This window comes from Amygdalobacter nucleatus, from assembly GCF_029167365.1.
GTDB classification, from domain to species: Bacteria; Bacillota; Clostridia; order Saccharofermentanales; family Fastidiosipilaceae; genus Amygdalobacter; species Amygdalobacter nucleatus.
Genome location: NZ_JARFNM010000001.1, coordinates 564,007 through 581,216, shown reverse-complemented (window position 1 = coordinate 581,216; position 17,210 = coordinate 564,007). Strand labels below are relative to the sequence as shown.

At 38.9% G+C, this 17,210-nt stretch carries 10 protein-coding genes and 1 other RNA gene; all 11 read right to left on the bottom strand.

Annotation, left to right across the window (positions count from 1 at the left end):
- Positions 1 to 59: 59 nt before the first annotated feature.
- The 11 genes from PYS62_RS02590 to secD all read right to left on the bottom strand — a co-directional run bounded on the left by PYS62_RS02590 (position 60) and on the right by secD (position 17,085).
- Positions 60 to 1,034 (bottom strand): class D sortase, encoded by a 975-nt coding sequence (locus PYS62_RS02590; RefSeq protein ID WP_066713792.1) that lies wholly within the window; start codon positions 1,032 to 1,034, stop codon positions 60 to 62.
- Between the two features lie 139 nt (positions 1,035 to 1,173).
- Positions 1,174 to 1,515: RNase P RNA component class A (gene rnpB, locus PYS62_RS02585), an RNA gene on the bottom strand.
- Between the two features lie 47 nt (positions 1,516 to 1,562).
- Positions 1,563 to 2,171: a dephospho-CoA kinase gene (gene coaE, locus PYS62_RS02580; protein WP_066713796.1), complete on the bottom strand. Its 609-nt coding sequence runs from the start codon at positions 2,169 to 2,171 to the stop codon at positions 1,563 to 1,565.
- A 42-nt stretch (positions 2,172 to 2,213) separates the two neighbouring features.
- Positions 2,214 to 5,405, bottom strand: coding sequence for a DNA polymerase I (polA, locus tag PYS62_RS02575; RefSeq protein ID WP_066713799.1), 3,192 nt, complete (start codon positions 5,403 to 5,405; stop codon positions 2,214 to 2,216).
- Positions 5,406 to 5,422: 17 nt separating this feature from the next.
- On the bottom strand, positions 5,423 to 6,259 hold the full coding sequence (locus PYS62_RS02570; protein ID WP_315574210.1) for an RluA family pseudouridine synthase: 837 nt from the start codon (positions 6,257 to 6,259) through the stop codon (positions 5,423 to 5,425).
- Positions 6,252 to 7,133: a pseudouridine synthase gene (locus PYS62_RS02565; protein WP_315572789.1), complete on the bottom strand. Its 882-nt coding sequence runs from the start codon at positions 7,131 to 7,133 to the stop codon at positions 6,252 to 6,254. The genes PYS62_RS02570 and PYS62_RS02565 overlap by 8 nt, the downstream gene beginning before the upstream one ends.
- On the bottom strand, positions 7,120 to 9,147 hold the full coding sequence (locus PYS62_RS02560; RefSeq protein WP_082714305.1) for an ATP-binding protein: 2,028 nt from the start codon (positions 9,145 to 9,147) through the stop codon (positions 7,120 to 7,122). The genes PYS62_RS02565 and PYS62_RS02560 overlap by 14 nt, the downstream gene beginning before the upstream one ends.
- A 60-nt stretch (positions 9,148 to 9,207) precedes the next feature.
- Positions 9,208 to 9,912, bottom strand: coding sequence for a response regulator transcription factor (locus PYS62_RS02555; protein ID WP_066713816.1), 705 nt, complete (start codon positions 9,910 to 9,912; stop codon positions 9,208 to 9,210).
- Between the two features lie 88 nt (positions 9,913 to 10,000).
- Entirely contained in the window at positions 10,001 to 12,484 is a 2,484-nt protein-coding gene (locus PYS62_RS02550) for a RelA/SpoT family protein (RefSeq protein ID WP_082714306.1), read from the bottom strand.
- Positions 12,485 to 12,523: 39 nt separating this feature from the next.
- Positions 12,524 to 14,713: a single-stranded-DNA-specific exonuclease RecJ gene (locus tag PYS62_RS02545; RefSeq protein ID WP_066713817.1), complete on the bottom strand. Its 2,190-nt coding sequence runs from the start codon at positions 14,711 to 14,713 to the stop codon at positions 12,524 to 12,526.
- A gap of 83 nt (positions 14,714 to 14,796) precedes the next feature.
- Complete coding sequence (gene secD, locus PYS62_RS02540) at positions 14,797 to 17,085, bottom strand: protein translocase subunit SecD (RefSeq protein ID WP_066713820.1); 2,289 nt, start codon at positions 17,083 to 17,085, stop codon at positions 14,797 to 14,799.
- Between the last annotated feature and the right edge of the window lie 125 nt (positions 17,086 to 17,210).

Below are 17,210 nucleotides of genomic sequence, written 5' to 3'. Positions count from 1 at the left end.
AATACTAAAAATTAGAGCCCCAAGCGTATGCCTGGAGCTCTGTTAAATCAAATTCTAACTTAACTGATTAGTTCAGCTCTAACCATGATCCTCAAACGGCCATCATCCTTGGAGCAAGTCACCAACGTAATAACAGTCTTGCCATTATCTAGGGGCTTAAAGCACTCATACATATCTTGTTGCTTAGGATCAACTGAGAATGAATCATAAACTTTGTATTTATAAATCTTGTTATCGTAATTGATCTCAACAATGTCTCCATTCTTAACTTCATCCAAGCGGTTGAACATACGGCCGTATGTCAACATACGGTGAGCCAAAATAACAGCATTACCGCCTTGTTCACCAATCTTTGAAGAATAATCATACCAGCCAGCGCCATACTTCAATGGTGTTTCAGTTGCACCCTTGACAATAGGCAAGTTGATATTAACTGAATCAATCACGATACGACCGATAGCTTCAACCAAGACCTGACCCTTATCATTCTTCTTCTCGTTGACAACTAAATCATCAGCACTTACTCCAGGTGGCAAATCATACTCTTCACCATTGATAGGGTTAGCATTAGGATCTACCCACAATGTCTCGCTGATCTCTTCTGTGCTATTAGTCAATTGCTGCTTCTTCTCTAATCCAGCCAGCAAAGCCTGTGTGCTTCTATCACGGTTCCACTGATGAATCAATGGACGTGCTACCAAGTAAACACCGATGAACACTAACAAAACAATGACTACGTTCAAAGCAATCGTCAATGGACGGCGTTTACGCTTACTTGTTCGACTTCTAAATTGCCTATTTCTAGTCATATGCCGAGCTTGTGAAGCTTTGCTATCTTGATTGGCAGCCAACCATGCTTGTGTAGCTTGATTAGGCTGATTAGCCAACTGATTGTCTCTCTGTAAAACCGTATTATCTGCCTGAGTTGACCTAACATCATTAGTAAAATCAACATAATTATCTGCGTGCCCAGCAGGATAAGGCTGCATAGGATTTTGATTTTGGGGCAGTCCCATAGGACTTCTTTTTTTCATTTGATTTCTCCTTGAACTCTTGTTCTCGTTCATGATAACACTTTTTGCAGGCAATTGAGCAATTATTGACGAACATAGCACAAGTTTTGCGTATTAGTTACAAAAATCTAAAAAGCAGCTAGGACCTGCCAAAGCTGCTCATCTCAGACTAGCTATAAGCCGAGTTCTGTCGTGAATAAACATTTATCTATTCTAGTTGTTGCCAACTAGCTCGAAAGCCACCTCCTAAAGCGTTACGATCATATTATCGCTTTCCACAGTGTTGCACCAAACGGGGTTTACAGGGCAACTGACTCCTATCAGTTCCGGTGAGCTCTTACCTCGCCTTTCCACCATCACAGCCTAAGCTGCTGTCTATTTCTGTTGCACTATCCTTAAAGTCACCTTTACCAGACGTTATCTGGCGTTTTTGATCGTGGTGCTCGGACTTTCCTCACTACTTAGCTTTTCAGCTAAGTAGCGCGTTTATTCACTAATCTGAGTTTTTCAATTCTAACAGATTATGCAAGATAATCCAAGTAATTATACTTAGAGAAAAATGCCTCGACTGTTTAATTCTTGCTCAACAAATTCACTAAACTTTTGTTTAAGCGCTGCCAAATCTACACTATTATCAATTGTCAAATTAGCCAATTTGGCATACTCTTCTTTGGTCATCTGACAAGCTATTCGCTGTTTAGCAGCCAACTTAGCTAGGCCTCGTTGTTGTAAGCGTTCAATTCTGACATCCTCATTTGCCCAAATTACTAGCACAAAGTCAGATAAATCCAAGAAGCCATGTTGTACAGGCAAAGGTACATCTAAGACAATTAGAGGTAAACTAGCCTGTTTGGCAGCCTCAACTTCTTTTTGAATTTCATTGATCACCTGTTCATGAATAATCAAACTGATTTGATCAAGCAAAGTTTTGTCATTAAAAACAAGCGCTGCTACTTGTTCACGGTCTAAACTGCCATCAGCCTGAAAGCAAGTAGCTGGTAAACATAAACGTAACTCATCTAAGGCGCTACCACCCACAGCCGTAACTACATGCGAAATTGCATCAGCATCAACAACTTTTACGCCCGCTTCCCGAAAGAAGTTGGAAAATGTCGACTTGCCACAGCCTATGCCACCTGTAATTCCTAAAACAAACATTCTTTTCCTCTCCTTAGACTTTTCATTTATTTTGTAGCTGCTTTAATGTATCTCTGCCCAATTTTCGCCCCATTCCATTTTGACCTCTAATTTAACTCCAATATCCACTAGAGACTCCATACTTTTCTTAACTAGGCTAGCAACTTGTTCTACATCCTCACTTTTGACAGAAAATAAAAGTTCATCGTGAACTTGCAGCAACAAATCAGCTTCAAAGTTAGCATCCTTCAGGGCTAAAACTGTCTTTAGCATAGCCAATTTGATAATATCAGCACCTGTACCTTGAATTGGCGTATTGATGATAATGCGTTTATCAGCTAAGCTTAATTTTTGTTCAGGTAAATTGTGCATATCTGCCGCATCGGCTTGTATGTTGGCCAAACAAGTTTTAGCTAGGCTTTGCAACTTGTTAGTAAATTCAAATTTGCTTTTCTCAAGCTGATGCGCTCTAACTTTTTCCAGATAACGGCGGCGGGCAAACACAGTTGCAACATAATCATGCTTTGCAGCTAGACTTTGCAAAAAGTCCATATAATCTTTGATTTTTGAAAATTTATGGAAGTAATTTTCAAGGTAGGTTTTGGCTTCTTTAAAGCTGATATTCAAACGTTTAGCTGTACCAAAGGCCGTTGCACCGTAAATCAAGCTAAAATTAATTGCTTTAGCGTGACTGCGCTCAATCGGCGTTATTTGACTTATTTCTTTGTGAAAGATATGACTAGCAACTTCAGAATGAATATCACGTCCGTCTTTGAACGCCTGCAGCATCACAGGATCGTTCGCCAAGGCAGCCATGATTCTTAATTCAATTTGAGAATAGTCGACATCTAATAATACTCTGCCTGACTCAGCTACAAACACTTCCCGTAAACCATGTTTAACTTCAGCTCGTACAGGAATATTCTGCAAATTTGGATTTTGGGAAGACAAACGTCCCGTAGCTGTTTTAGTCTGCAAAAATTCTGTTGAAACCCTATTGGTTTCTGGATTACAAGCTTTCTGTAACCCTTCAGCAAATGCCAACAATTTCTGATACTTACGATAATCTAACAAAGTTTGGACCAAAGGATATGTTGGTGCTAATTCTTGCAAATATTCGTTGCGAGTTGAAATAAAGCCTGATTTGTTCAGTTTCTGCTCGCCACTAACCAAATTTAATTCCGTAAATAAGAAGTTACTGATTTGTTCTGGTGAATTTAAGTTGATTGGATGGCCAGCTGCAAACATAAATTGGCGCTCAGCTTTCGTCATCTCTGTATGATAAAACTCTTTCGCTTGGGTCAAGGCAGCTTGATCTAGCAAAATCCCCTGCTTCTCCATCTTAGCCAAAACTACAACTAAAGGTTGCTCAATCCTAAACAACAATGTGGCTGCCTTTGTCCATATAACCTGTGCATAGGCAACATCAAGATAGAAAAGCGTATTTTCAAGCAAACTCTCTATATCTTTCACTGTGACTGTAGCTTCTTTTTTGTGTTCATTAAAAAATTCAAGATAAAGATCTGTCTGTAAACAGCCTAAAGTGTAGGCTAAAAGGTCAATATCAAGGTAAGCGCTACCACTTTTAACCATTTTCACTTGCTTATTTTCACATGAGTTCCTCAACAACTCAGTTTGTGTGATACTCTCGCAATCTAAGCCAAAATCTGGCCGTAGGCTATAGACATCAAGTGCTTTCAATAAATCTTTTAATTGCCAACTATAAAAATTAGCCTTTTCATATGTTTGCGTTTGTGAAGCTAAACAGGTCAAAGGTTCAGTTTGGACTTTGCATAATAGCTTACGCAAAATTTCTGGAGCTAATACATATAATGTGCTTGGCTCAGCTAAAGTCCACAATAAACCATCTGTCACTGAATTACTCAACATAAAGGCCATTTCATTCGCCTTGATGGTATGCTTGTCATTTGTTATTTTTAGATAAGGCAGATAAAAATATTCCGTATTTTGTGGCAAGTCAGTAAACTCTGTCACATAATTTATTTTCCAATTAGCCAAATTCTTAAAAGCTTGTTGAAGCTCAGAATTTAAGCTATAAAACGGGCTAATTTCAGGGTTTTCAGCTTGTAATAGCTGCAACCAATTATGTAGCAATTGACGCGCTTCTTCATCATATTGCAAAAGTTGCCAATAGTTCAAAACTATATAATCGCGCAATAAGGCACTGCTTAATTGTAAATTATTATTTATATTTTCACGGCCAATCTGCCAGCCCAATTTTTCTATTTTAATCTCTGGTTCTTGCGTAAAATAATTAGCTGTAATATTTTCCTGCCACTGCCAAAGTGCAAATTCCGTAGGACTATTTATAAGCAAATTCGGGGTAAGTAAAGCTCTAAAATTATAAGTCGTTGTCGCTAAACTTTGTAATTGATAACGTTCGATAAGCGATTTAAATTTTAAGCTCTGCAAAACATTGGCTAGATCTTTTTGCCAATAACCTGGATTTTTGATTTTTTCCAATTTGCTCTCAAAAGGTAAGTCGCACTTAATCCGACTTAATTCTAGTGATAAAAGTAAGTTGTCACGATCTAAGCTAATTTTCTTCTGTTGTGTCTTAGTTAATTCGGATAAGTGCGCCAACAAATTATCTACGTTTTGATATTTGTTAATCAAGGTCATTGCACTTTTTATGCCTATGCCTTTAACGCCAGGTATATTATCAGATGTATCGCCCATCAGGCCCTTCATCTGTAACCAACCATCGCCATTTACGCCATATTCAGTTTGTAAGCGCTCCAAATCCCATAGCTCATAAACGCCAGCACCCTTAGGCATTAAGATAGAAACATTAGGATCTATCAATTGCAAGTCGTCCTTATCACTTGATAACACCAAAACCTGCATACCCTTAGATTTAGCCAAGCAACTTAAGCTGCCGATCAAATCATCAGCCTCATAACCTTGTTTGCCCAGTTGACTAAAGCCAGCTAACTGTAAGCTATTTCGCACCAAAGGAATTTGGCTGGCCAATTCTTCAGGCATACTGACTCTAGTTGACTTGTAATCTTTATATAATTTGTTTCTAAAAGTTTCTTTAGCTACATCCCAACAAAAAGCCAAATAAGGGGTTGGGTAACTTTGCATGACTTTCAAAAGAATATTAAAAAATCCATATGTCGCTCCCATAGCTTGCCCATCTGTACTTAATTGACTGTGAGCAGAGGCAAAATGCGTGCGATAAATCAAACTGTTTGCATCCACAATTAGCAAATCATATTTTGTCGAAGCCATGCTTATCTCCTTGTAACTTAATGGTTTGACCTTATAGCGAGATAATCTGCATAAGGAAAATTGGCATATGCTTGGAAGCAAAAAGCTTCCGGCCAAGCTTGTAACTTAATATTTATCTTTTTGACAGGGTGCTCAAATTCTAATTCGTAAGCCCAAAGCAAGGGGCTTACAAAAGTACTTTTTTGAGCCTGTGCTTGATTATATTTGTAGTCACCCAGTAAAGGTAAATTAACATTAGCTAGTTGGGCTCTGATTTGATGGAAACGCCCTGTCTCCAAACTAATCTGCCAAATAAAAGCATCCTTGTATTCAGCCAATAAGCGCATTGTTAAACTAGCTTTTTTATAATTAGCAGGTACATTAGAAGAGCTAGCTTGCCAAATACGAGCCTTTAGATGTTCTTCATCTTTAGCTAGATAATTCTCCAAATGATAAAGCCCTTCTTCAATTTCCTTAGCTTTGAGTTTAGCTAAAGCTAAATGATTAGCTTCTGTTATGGCAATATACGATTTTGCAAGTTGCCTTGACTTAATTGCAGATTGCATTCGTTTGGCTGTCTTCTCTGTTTTGGCCAACAGTAAAACTCCGCCAACTGTGTAATCCAAGCGGTGACATGCAACCAAATAAATATTGCCTAACTTAGGCCTGCCTTGTCGCTCAGATTCCTGCCTGATATACATTCTCTCTAAATTCAGAGTTTCCAGTTTGCTTGAGCCATCTGCCTGACTCAAAACGAAAGGATATTTGCAGACAGCTAACAAATGATTGTCCTCATAAACGACTGGTAATGGGCTTTGTTTAGCTTCCAAACGCTCAGAAACGAGTTTTTTAACTCTGACAGCTAAATCAGTCATCAAGTTCACCAGCTTGCCCTTCAGCTTTGCTTAAATTTTCCTTTAAGTGCTTGATCTCCTTAGCTGTTAAATAGCGATATTCACCCAATTGCAAATTGCCGAGCGTTATCTCCATTATTCTCAAGCGAACCAAACTTATTACTTTGTAGCCTAACGCTTCACACATACGGCGAATTTGGCGGTTTAAGCCCTGCGTCAAAATAATTCTAAACTTGTTAGTACCAAGCTGTCTGACCTCACAAGGCTTCGTCATCTGTCCCAAGATATGCACACCACTTTGCATCTGTTTTACAAAATCAGCTGTGATTGGCTGATCAACTTCAACTTCATATTCCTTGCTATGGCCATAGCGCTCACGCAAAATCGAATTGACGATACTGCCATCATTGGTCAACAAAATCAAACCACTTGAATCTTTATCCAATCGCCCGATTGGGAAAATTCGCTCAGGCAAATTCAGATAACTGACTATGTTATTCTTTTCGCGTAAATCGGTAGTACAAACAATCCCCCGTGGCTTATTAAGCGCCAAATATATGGCCTTAGGCCGTTCAACATTAATTAGCCTGCCATCTAGTAAAATTGTATCAGTCACGTCCACTCTGCTACCCAAACTAGCTATTTGGCCATTAACTTGTATGCGTCCCTGACTAATCAACGCATCCGCCTCGCGCCTAGAACAAATGCCCAAGCGGGCCAAAAATTTATTCAGGCGCTCATCAGTTACATTCAAAGGAACTGTATTTGTTTTAAGTTTAGAAGCTGAAGCTTGCTTAGCTTTGGAATTATGCTCTTTTAAATTTTTAGGCAAATGTTCTAACTTAACCTGTGCGGTCAAATTAGCTAATTTTTTCAATGTTTTATTTTTTTGCACTTTCTTCCCTTTCCCTCACTGTAAAGCTAAAGCAACTACCAACATGCAACTGGCTAACTAGATATATATGGCCGCCTAAACTTTCGACAATCTGTTTGGCAATAGACAAGCCTAAGCCGTTACCTTTTGTTTGTTCCCTAGACGAATCAATCTTGTAGAAGCGCTCAAACACGTGTTTTTGTTGATCTGCCGCAATCCCTTCGCCATTATCTAGCACAGAAATAACTAAATGCTTATGGATATTTCGACTGAGAATTAATTGTACCGTTCCACCAGATTGTGTATGCTTAAACGCATTGTCGATCAAAATAACAAGCAATTGTTCAAGATAATCGAAGCTGGAACATATCAGCAAGTCTTCCTCGATAAAGTCGCTCAAATTAAAGCGCCTGAAGCGTCTAATCTCTTGTTCCTGGAACATATATGGCTTAGAAAAATCCGGAACATTGAAAGTGATGTTTTTTTCAGTTGCCAAAATGCTAAATTTATTTTTCAGGGACAAGAAGAGATCTGAAATTTGGAAATAGTCTAACTCAATAGTTTCCCTATTTGCTTGCATACGACTCAATTTCAGAATTTCGTTGATCAATCTTGATAAGCGTAAAGTTTCATCAAGAATAATTTTATAATAGCGATGCCGCTCAGTTTCTTCTTCAACTAAACCATCACTTAACGGTTCAATCAGGCCGCGAATAGCTGTCAAAGGCGTACGAAGCTCATGGGAAACATTGGCCACATAATCTTTTTGCGTCTGCTCTCTTTCTTCCTGCTCCGTAATATCTCTAAAACTAGCCAAGGAACCAACAATATTGCCTAATTCATTATTCAACGCATCCAAAGCTATTTCGACAACCATCTTGCCGTATTGCCGTTTTAAAGTTAGCGAGCCGCCACGCAAGGTAATTTGCTGAAATTCATTAACTAAGCCCAAAGCTTGTGGCCAAGCGACAGCGTTACCATCTTCTGGCCATAAATCATTCTCAACTAGATAGGCTCTAAACATATCTTGCATAGCTGGATTCTGATGTGTAATATGCCCAGACAAATCATAGGCAAGCACACCTTCTGCCAAATTATTCAAGACTTGCTGCAAACGATTCTTTTCGAAGCGCAAAGAGCTAAGTGTCATGTCCAAATTGCTTGCCAACTGATTCATGCTCCGAGCCAAATCACCAATTTCAGCCGGGGCATTCTCATCTGCTCGCTGCGAGAAGTCGCCGTTGCCCAAGGCTAACGCAACATCGCGCGTCTTCATAAGCGGTTTGATCAAGCGTGAAACAATCAAAACAACTGGCACAATCATAATTAACAAGGTCAAGGATACCGCTATCAGCAAAAAGAGATTGAGCACAACTTCATTGCTGCGCAATAATTTCTTCGATTTAACTAAGTAAACAGCGCCTTTTAGTCCCTTGCTATTAACCGTTTCATTAACTGTAAAAGCAGATGAAATTACCATGAACTCATTGCCTTGCTTCTGTTCTTGTAACTCAGTCTGCGTTGATTTGTGCTGCTTATTCAATAAATTATTAGTTTTTGGCAAAGTTAAATTGAAATTATAATAACTTTGCTGCAAAAGTTCAGGTATAGTCTGCTTAATTTGCTTGACAATCTCACTTAAATCTTTTTCGCTAAAGCCATGCTGATCACGTAAGCAATAGGTAATTGTATCGTTGTAATCTACATGTGCAGATAAAGCTTGACCTACTTTTTGGCCTTTGGCAGGCACTTCACGCAAGGGATCAAAATAAACAATAAAAATATCTGAGCTGATTGCATTGGGTAACAAGTGCAGATAAATCTCTTGACCATGAATAGTTTCCGTCCCTGGCCCGAACATTGATTTGACCGTCTTAACAATATCATGCACAGTCACTTGCAATTCTGAAAGCTGATTTTTCTGAAATAAGTTTTGCGTTACATACGAAAAAAAGCCAAAAATAAGCAGTGAGAAAAGCAAAAGGCAAGTTAAAATCAGCACAATAACCTGCTGAAGAATAGTTAACTTTTTCATTGCTTTCCTTTCTGCCTACTAAAAATTCCATCGAAACTGTTAATGCTGAGCTAATTTCAATCAAATCTTCGTGCTCTTCAAGCGATAGCCAACGCCGTGCACTGTTTCCACAGACCATGGCAAATCATAATTACTCAATTTCTTTCTAATCTGTTTAATATGAGTATCAACAGTACGACTCTGTCCGACGCTCTCATAGCCCCAGATTTTTTCCAAAATCTGCTCACGACTAAATGTAACATTCGGATACTTAGCTAAGAAGTAGAGCAATTCTGCCTCTTTCTTCGTAAAATGAGCTTCCTCGCTATTTACTTTTACTTGCACATTTTTCAAGTCAATCTCTAAGCCAGGAATTTCGACGAACTTACCAGCTGCTGTAATGGCGCGATACGCGTTTGTCTCTTCCACTCTGCGCAAAATAGCCTTAATTCTAGCAATAACTTCTCTTGGACTAAACGGTTTCACAATGTAATCATCAGCGCCTAATTCCAAGCCCAAAATACGGTCTATTTCTTCGCCACGAGCCGTCAACATAATAATCGGCATATTACTGAATTTACGCACTTCGCGGCACATTTCCAAGCCGGACATAACAGGCATCATAACATCTACTATCGCAAAATCCGGCTTCAATTCTTTAACGAGCTTCAAGCCGTCTTCGCCATTGAACGCCGAATGCATCTTCATGCCTTCTTTTTGCAAATATAAGCGTAATGACTCGTGCACAATCGGATCATCGTCACAAACTAATACCACTAACTCCATACTCTTTCCTCCTTTGCACCGGCACTACCATCAACTCTTTACCCTATAAATTGTACCATGCTTATACAAAATCAGCTTTAAGTTTAGCTCAATTAGAGCGATTAACTGAAATGACATCTGGTATAGCCTTCAAACGACCAACTACCCTGTTATATTGTTCTTGTGAACAAACTTCAATCGTAATATCCAAAACAGCCGTTACATCTTTGACTGAATTCATCGAACCAGAAATAATATTTATCTTCTCATCAGCTAAAGCATTCGAAATATCGCCGAATAGATGCCAGCGATCGTGGGCCATGATCTTCAACGCAACTGGATAATTGCCCTTACGCTCAGCCACATTCCAGCTAACTTCAATCAATCGACTAGCCTTCTCTGCCTCGATCACACTCAAAGCGGACTTTTCCAAAACTGAACGAATATTGGCGCAATCTTGGCGATGTACCATGACACCTCGGCCCCGTGTAATATAGCCGATAATAAGATCCCCTGGAACAGGCGAGCAACAACGTGACAAACTGACTTTACAGTTATCGATGTCTTTAACTTCGATACCCAAATCATTCGAACAATGTTTGTGTTTACTTGTTTCTTTTTTGTTCAAAGTAAAAGCGTTTGTCGACTGGCTATTGTTTTCTGTCTCTTCTTTGATCTGCTTGGCCAAAGGATTATAAATCAAATTGCCATAACGGTTAATGTAATAGCCTAACTCTTCTAATTCAGTACTACTCAAGCTACGTAAATAAGAATCGCGCAATTTCGGTGCTACTTTAGTTGCCGTTAAGCCAGATGAAGTATCACCAATCGACGCGTACAAGTCATCAATATTACGGAAACTATAACGTTTCAAGATAGCATCGGCGTATTCGCTCTTAACTAGTGTCAAGGAACTAAAACCAATTTTTTTAATTTCCTTCTCCAGTAATTGCTTACCACGTTGAATATTTTCATCACGTAATTCTTTTTTGAACCAGTGCGTAATTTTGTTACGAGCAGTTGAGCTTTTTACCAAATTCAGCCAATCGCGACTTGGGCCTTGTATTTTATCGGAAGTCAAAATTTCGACTATATCGCCATTTTGTAGTTCATAAGTCAACGGCACAATTTTACCATTGACCTTAGCTCCATACATATGATTGCCAACGCCTGAATGAATCGCATATGCCAAATCGATAGGGATTGCTCCTTGCGGCAATGAAATAACATCACCTCTAGGTGTAATGACGAACACCTCTTCAACAATTAAGCCCGTTTTCAAAGAATCCATATATTCTTTGGAATTGCAATAATCTTTTTGCCATTCAACTAAGTTTTTCAGCCATGGCAAATTGCTATTATCTGCTTCTAAAGAACCTGGTTTATCAAAGAGACCTGCTTTGTATTTCCAGTGTGCAGCAATACCATATTCAGCTGTTCTATGCATCGCAAAAGTACGTATCTGCACTTCAAACGGATAGCCTTTAGGACCAACAACCGTCGTATGCAAGGACTGATACATATTGGGTTTAGGCATAGCAATATAATCTTTGAAACGGCCAGGTATAGGCGTATAAGTTTTATGGACTAAGCCTAGAATTGAATAGCAATCAGCCACAGTATCGACAATGATACGGCAAGCAAATAGATCGTAAATTTGGTCCAAATTTTTGCACTTGTTCTTCATCTTGCGATAAATGCTATAAAAATGTTTCGGGCGCCCATCAATCTCACACTTGATGTGCATATCATTAATTAAAGCTCTAAGGTGTTCAATAATTTCTTGTAAATAGCGTTCCCGCTCAGCCCGTTTTTGCGTAATTGCGCCAACTAGCTCATAGTAAGCATCACGATCAAGGTAATACAGGCAAAGGTCTTCTAATTCCCATTTCCACATATATACACCTAAGCGATCTGCTAAAGGTGCATATATGTCCAATGTTTCTCGGCTGATTCTTTCTTGCTTGTAATCACGTTGCGACTTCAACGTGCGCATATTATGCAGACGATCTGCCAACTTGATCAAAACAACGCGTATATCTTCGGCCATCGCCAAAAATAGTTTGCGGAAATTTTCAGCCTGTAAGTCTTCCTTGGACTCATAGCTCATCTTGCCTAATTTGGTGACACCGTCAACTAATTTAGCAATCTCAGTCCCAAAATTTTCTGAAATATCCTGTAATGTCCGACCTGTATCTTCAACTGTATCATGTAATAGGGCGGCACAGATTGTAATTTCATCCGACTCAATTCCCGTCAAAATTTGCGCAACTGACAAAGGATGAATAATATAAGGTTCACCTGTCAAGCGTTTCTGATTGCCATGGGCTTGAGCGGCAAATATGTAGGCTTTTTCAATCAAGCTTAGGTCTGTATCCTTACCTGCATAAGCCTGATATGATTCAATTAATTTGATATACGTTGACTGAATCAATTCCAGATATTGACCATAATAAACATGCGTCAGTTGGTCCACACCTGTATCATGCGAAGCAGAACTTTCTTCCCCTTCAAGTTGTAATTTGCTATGTTCATGTCGATTCACTTCGTGGGCGTGATTAGTTTCGACAGTATCGATGTTCTCATTCGCCATAATATTTCCTCTTGTCACATCTTCAAATATAGCTAACGGCTACTTGGCTACTAACATTCTAAAAGTATCTGCCGTCTGCAAAGATAGTTGTTTTTTTAAGGGCATAAACTTAAGTAGCTGAACTTTGTCAGTTAGTTTATAAGATTCAATGATATTTAATTCTCGCAAAATTTGCAAACATTGGCAAACTACATTCACACCTATTCTAAACGCCTGCTCGCCATTGTGTTTGAGCGTAGTTAAACAAGGATAATAAATTTCACCAAAAGCCGCTATATCTAAATAAAGCAAATTCATTTCACCATAGGTTTGAATAATGTTATAGAAATCAGCCAAAATTGTATAAATTTGTTTAGCGTTAAGCCCTTCTAGCGTAGAAACTACTTCTGTTTCAGGCCCATTTTGATTTAAATTGCCCACAATATAAGCGCCTTTAACAATATACTGAGCTGAAATAGTATGCCTAAACTCGTGCAAATTAGCTGTAAATAATAAATTAAGCTGCGTATCTGTTTGCGTGGCAATTTTCGCTAATAATGGCTGATTAAAAGCTAAAAGAGCTATACCGTTATCCAACAACATCTTGCTATGCCGAGCTTGACTGCCAATTAAGTTGGCACTTTTTAATTTGCCAGCATATAAATAAATTGGTAGAGGTCGATTAGGTCCATATGGTTCAGTTAAAAGTTGCTTTTTTAAATCTTCGACATTAGGTAGAATAGCTTCACCATTTTCAGCAGAAATTAAACTATCATAACTAATTTCTACCTTGGCTGACACAGCTTCTAATTGTGACTGCACAGACTCATTAAGTAAGTTATTAAATTCATTAAATTTAGCTGCATAAATGCTAAGACCTACTGCCAAAGCATGTCCACCAAAGCTGACAAACAAATCTGGCTGTTTAGCTTGTAAATTAGAAATTGCTTCATACAGGTTAAAATTGCCATAAGAACGGCCAGATGCTTTCAAAACTCGCTGCCCCTCCGTTTCAACCTCTGTGAAACAAAGACAGGGCTTTAGGTATTTCGTCTGTAAACGAGCTGCAACCAAACCAATAATACCGCTATGAGCTGAATGAAGTGGAACAGACAGAATCGGCTTTGTCAAAAATTCTGGTTGGCTATACAAAAAAGCCTCTGCTTCTTCGCAATATTTTTCTGTTAGACTCTGGCGTTTCGCATTAACTTTGAGCAAATCTAACACATATTGCTCTACCTGATCTTTGTCATCCGTAAGTAAGCAACGCAAGCCTAAATAAGCATCATCAATTCTCCCACAAGCATTAAACTTAGGGCAAACATAAAAGGCAATATCACTATACGTCAACAAATTACGTTGTAAATTTAATTTGGCAAGCAAAATACTTAGGCCAATTTGTCCAGTCTCATGCTGTAATTTATTAAAAGCGGCACGAATGATCTGCCAATTTTCAAAAGTAAGTGGCATTACATCGCTGATTAAGCCTAAAGCAGCTATTTCAACAATTGAATTTGTAAGGCAACCTGTAGCTAAATTTAACGTTTTTTCCAAAGCTTGCGCTAGCTTAAAAACAACGCCTGAGCCAGATAAATCACGATTTGGATATTGTTCATCTAAGCGTTTAGGATTAACGACTAAATCTGCTGGTGGCAAAATTTCTGGACACTCATGGTGATCTGTCACCAATACGCATAGCCCTGATGCCTTTAATTGTGCAATTTCAGGTGCAGATTTAACCCCACAATCAACCGTTATCACCAATTCATATTGATTCTTTAAGATGTAATCGACAGCATGTTGACTTAAACTATAACCTTCTTGTAAGCGATCAGGTATATAAACTGCCAAATTATAACGCTCATTTTGTAAAGGTGAGCTTGTAAAATTGCTAGTTTTAATTAAGGCATGCCAATTATCCTTTTTGGCTAAATCTAACAATAAAGTAGTTAAATCTGTCGCTTGCTCAGCTTTCATCTGCCACAAAGCAGCCCTTAGACGTAAAAAAGTTAAATAAAGGCTACTTGCTGCCGACATACCATCTAAATCATAATCACCATAGATCAAAATTTTAGTTTCCTTACTTAAAGCTGAAATAAGCTTCTCACAAGTAGCTTTCATATCGTGTAATCTGAATGGATCACAAATTGAATCTGTCCACGTAATTGGCTCATCTAAACTATAATCGTGGAATGGTGTCAAATAAGCTTTAGCTTGTGTGGCATGTAAATCATATTTTATAAAGTGCATCTTTATTCTCTTTCAAAATAAAAAATAGACTAGTCAAGTTTAACTTGAACTAGTCCATTTTTCAAAATTGCTAACTAAGAAAATTACTTAGCCTTGCGCTTGTTCACAATATATTGCGCCCAGAATACTGTAGCCAAAGCAACAGATGAGTAAGAGCCAACAATAATACCGACCATCAATGGCAAGCTAAATTGCACGATACTTGTAATGCCATTTGCTGCTGCAAAGACAAAGGCTACTAAGACGGCAATAAACGTACACACTGAGGTGTAGATTGAACGTGAGCAAGATTCACGAATTGATAAGTCGACCAAATCAGGCAAGCTAACTTTAGCGCCAAACAATTTGGAATTCTCACGAATACGGTCGAAGATAACAATCGTATCATTGACTGACCAACCCAAAATCGAAAGCACAACGGCAATAACTGTATCATTCAAGGCATAACGTGCCACGATAAAAGTTAAGAAAGCAATAAAAACGTCATGGATCAATGCCAACAGTGAGAACGCACCAGCTGACAGACCAGAAATGCGGCGGAAACGAATCCACACATACAAAACGATCAAAACTGACGCAACTATTAGGGCCAACAATCCATTAAATAAAGTCTCGCGACCAATGTAAGGATCGACAACGTTTGAATCGGCAACTGTCAATTTGATATTTTCGCCAGCTTCCTTGGATAATAAGTCACGCAAAGCAACCAAATCCTCAGGCAACAAAGCTTTGTTACCAGATACGCTAACGCTCAATGAACGTTCATTAGTTGTAACTGAAGTTGAATCTTGCACTAGGACTGGCACACTCAATTTTTCACTAGCTACATCGGATAATTTCTCAGTGTTAATATCACCCTCACCAGTGACAGTATAACGAATGATTGAACCACCTTTAAATTCAATTGACAACTTCGTGCCAAAGATAGCCCATGAGACCAAGCCAATTGCAATCAATACAATTGAAACGGCCAAGAATTTGTAACGATTCTTATAGAAACTAAAGCCAAACAGAGGTGCTAAACGATTCGCAATTGTGTAATTGTCCTTCTCTTCACTTCTGATCTTGCTTTCCTTAGCAATCATCTTATCACTTACACGATAAAGACTTGTCTTACGCAAAGGTTTGAAGACAGCCAATGAGCGCATCATTGTATTGGACAAATAAGCACCGCAGAACAAGTTCAAAATAACACCTGTCAACAATGAATAGCCGAATGACAACATGGAACCTGTGCCGAAGACCATCAAGCAAATAGATGAAATAGCAACTGTGACGTTACCATCCAAAATAGAAGCAAAGGCACGGTCAAATCCATAATGAATAGCTGTTTGCGTAGGTGTACCTGAACGCAATTCCTCACGAATACGCTCGCAAATGATGATATTAGCATCAACACCCATACCAATTGACAAAATAATACCTGCTATACCTTGCAAGGTTAATGTCTGCTGAGGAATTGAAATTACCAATAGGATACCAACAATCTGTGCAACCAAGGCAACACAAGCAACAATACCAGCTAAACGATAACGTTCCAATAGGAAAATAAAGATGATAACCATAGCCACAAGACCAGCTAAAATCATCACACGCAAAGCGTCATTACCTAATTTAGGCGAAATAGCATTTGAACTGATAGCTGTGATTGAGAAAGGCAAAGCACCAGCATTGATCTGGTTAGCTAAACGAGCTGCACTCTGTGCATCTTCCATACCAGTAATTTGAGCCTTACCATCCATAATCTTAGCTTGCACAATTGGCGCTGACAAAAGCTTGTCATCCATATTGATTGAAATAGGTTTACCTAACAAGCGTGATGTAGCATCAGCAAACTTCTTAGCGCCTTCTGGTTTCAAATCCAAAGAAACGAAACTGCTACCACTCCGCGTATCAGCCATAGCATCTGCGCTAGCTACATCATTACCAGTCAACACAACTTTGCCATCTGGATCTTTGAATGTGAGCTGAGCTGTCTGACCTAACTCTTGCATAGCCTCTTCTGGATTGAAATTCTGTTCATTAGATTTCCAAGGGAAACGAACAATAACACGTCCAGATTGTGGAACGGGAATAACATCACGATCAAGAATTTGCAAATTATCAAGTCGTTTCTCCAAAACAGAAACTACTGAGCGTAACTCGCGATCAGTTGGTGTCCCGCTGTAATCCTTTGGTGCAAATACAGCCTCAACACCACCTCTAATATCAATACCTAAACGAATATCTTTGGCGCCATAAAGCGGCAAAGTCTTACCTTTGGGAGCTGGTAATGTCAAACCTGTCCAACACAAAATGGTTGCCAAAGCGACACATAAAACAGCTACAAAGAAACTCCAACTATGGGATTTGCGAATTTTAGTTCTAGCCATAGCCTAATCCTTTCCTCTAGCTCACATGAGCACTATAACTGGTCCATTTTACATAAAATTCAAAGCTAAGGCAAGCAAATGACGTAAAAAGCCAGCATCTCCGACTTATTCAGCCATATAACGCC

Coding starts and splice junctions, on each gene's coding strand:
- PYS62_RS02550 (WP_082714306.1), bottom strand. CDS start 12,484: ATGGCGAATGAGAACATCGATACTGTCGAAACTAATCACGCCCACGAA.
- PYS62_RS02590 (WP_066713792.1), bottom strand. CDS start 1,034: ATGAAAAAAAGAAGTCCTATGGGACTGCCCCAAAATCAAAATCCTATG.
- PYS62_RS02545 (WP_066713817.1), bottom strand. CDS start 14,713: ATGCACTTTATAAAATATGATTTACATGCCACACAAGCTAAAGCTTAT.
- PYS62_RS02570 (WP_315574210.1), bottom strand. CDS start 6,259: ATGACTGATTTAGCTGTCAGAGTTAAAAAACTCGTTTCTGAGCGTTTG.
- PYS62_RS02555 (WP_066713816.1), bottom strand. CDS start 9,912: ATGGAGTTAGTGGTATTAGTTTGTGACGATGATCCGATTGTGCACGAG.
- polA (WP_066713799.1), bottom strand. CDS start 5,405: ATGGCTTCGACAAAATATGATTTGCTAATTGTGGATGCAAACAGTTTG.
- secD (WP_066713820.1), bottom strand. CDS start 17,085: ATGGCTAGAACTAAAATTCGCAAATCCCATAGTTGGAGTTTCTTTGTA.
- PYS62_RS02560 (WP_082714305.1), bottom strand. CDS start 9,147: ATGAAAAAGTTAACTATTCTTCAGCAGGTTATTGTGCTGATTTTAACT.
- coaE (WP_066713796.1), bottom strand. CDS start 2,171: ATGTTTGTTTTAGGAATTACAGGTGGCATAGGCTGTGGCAAGTCGACA.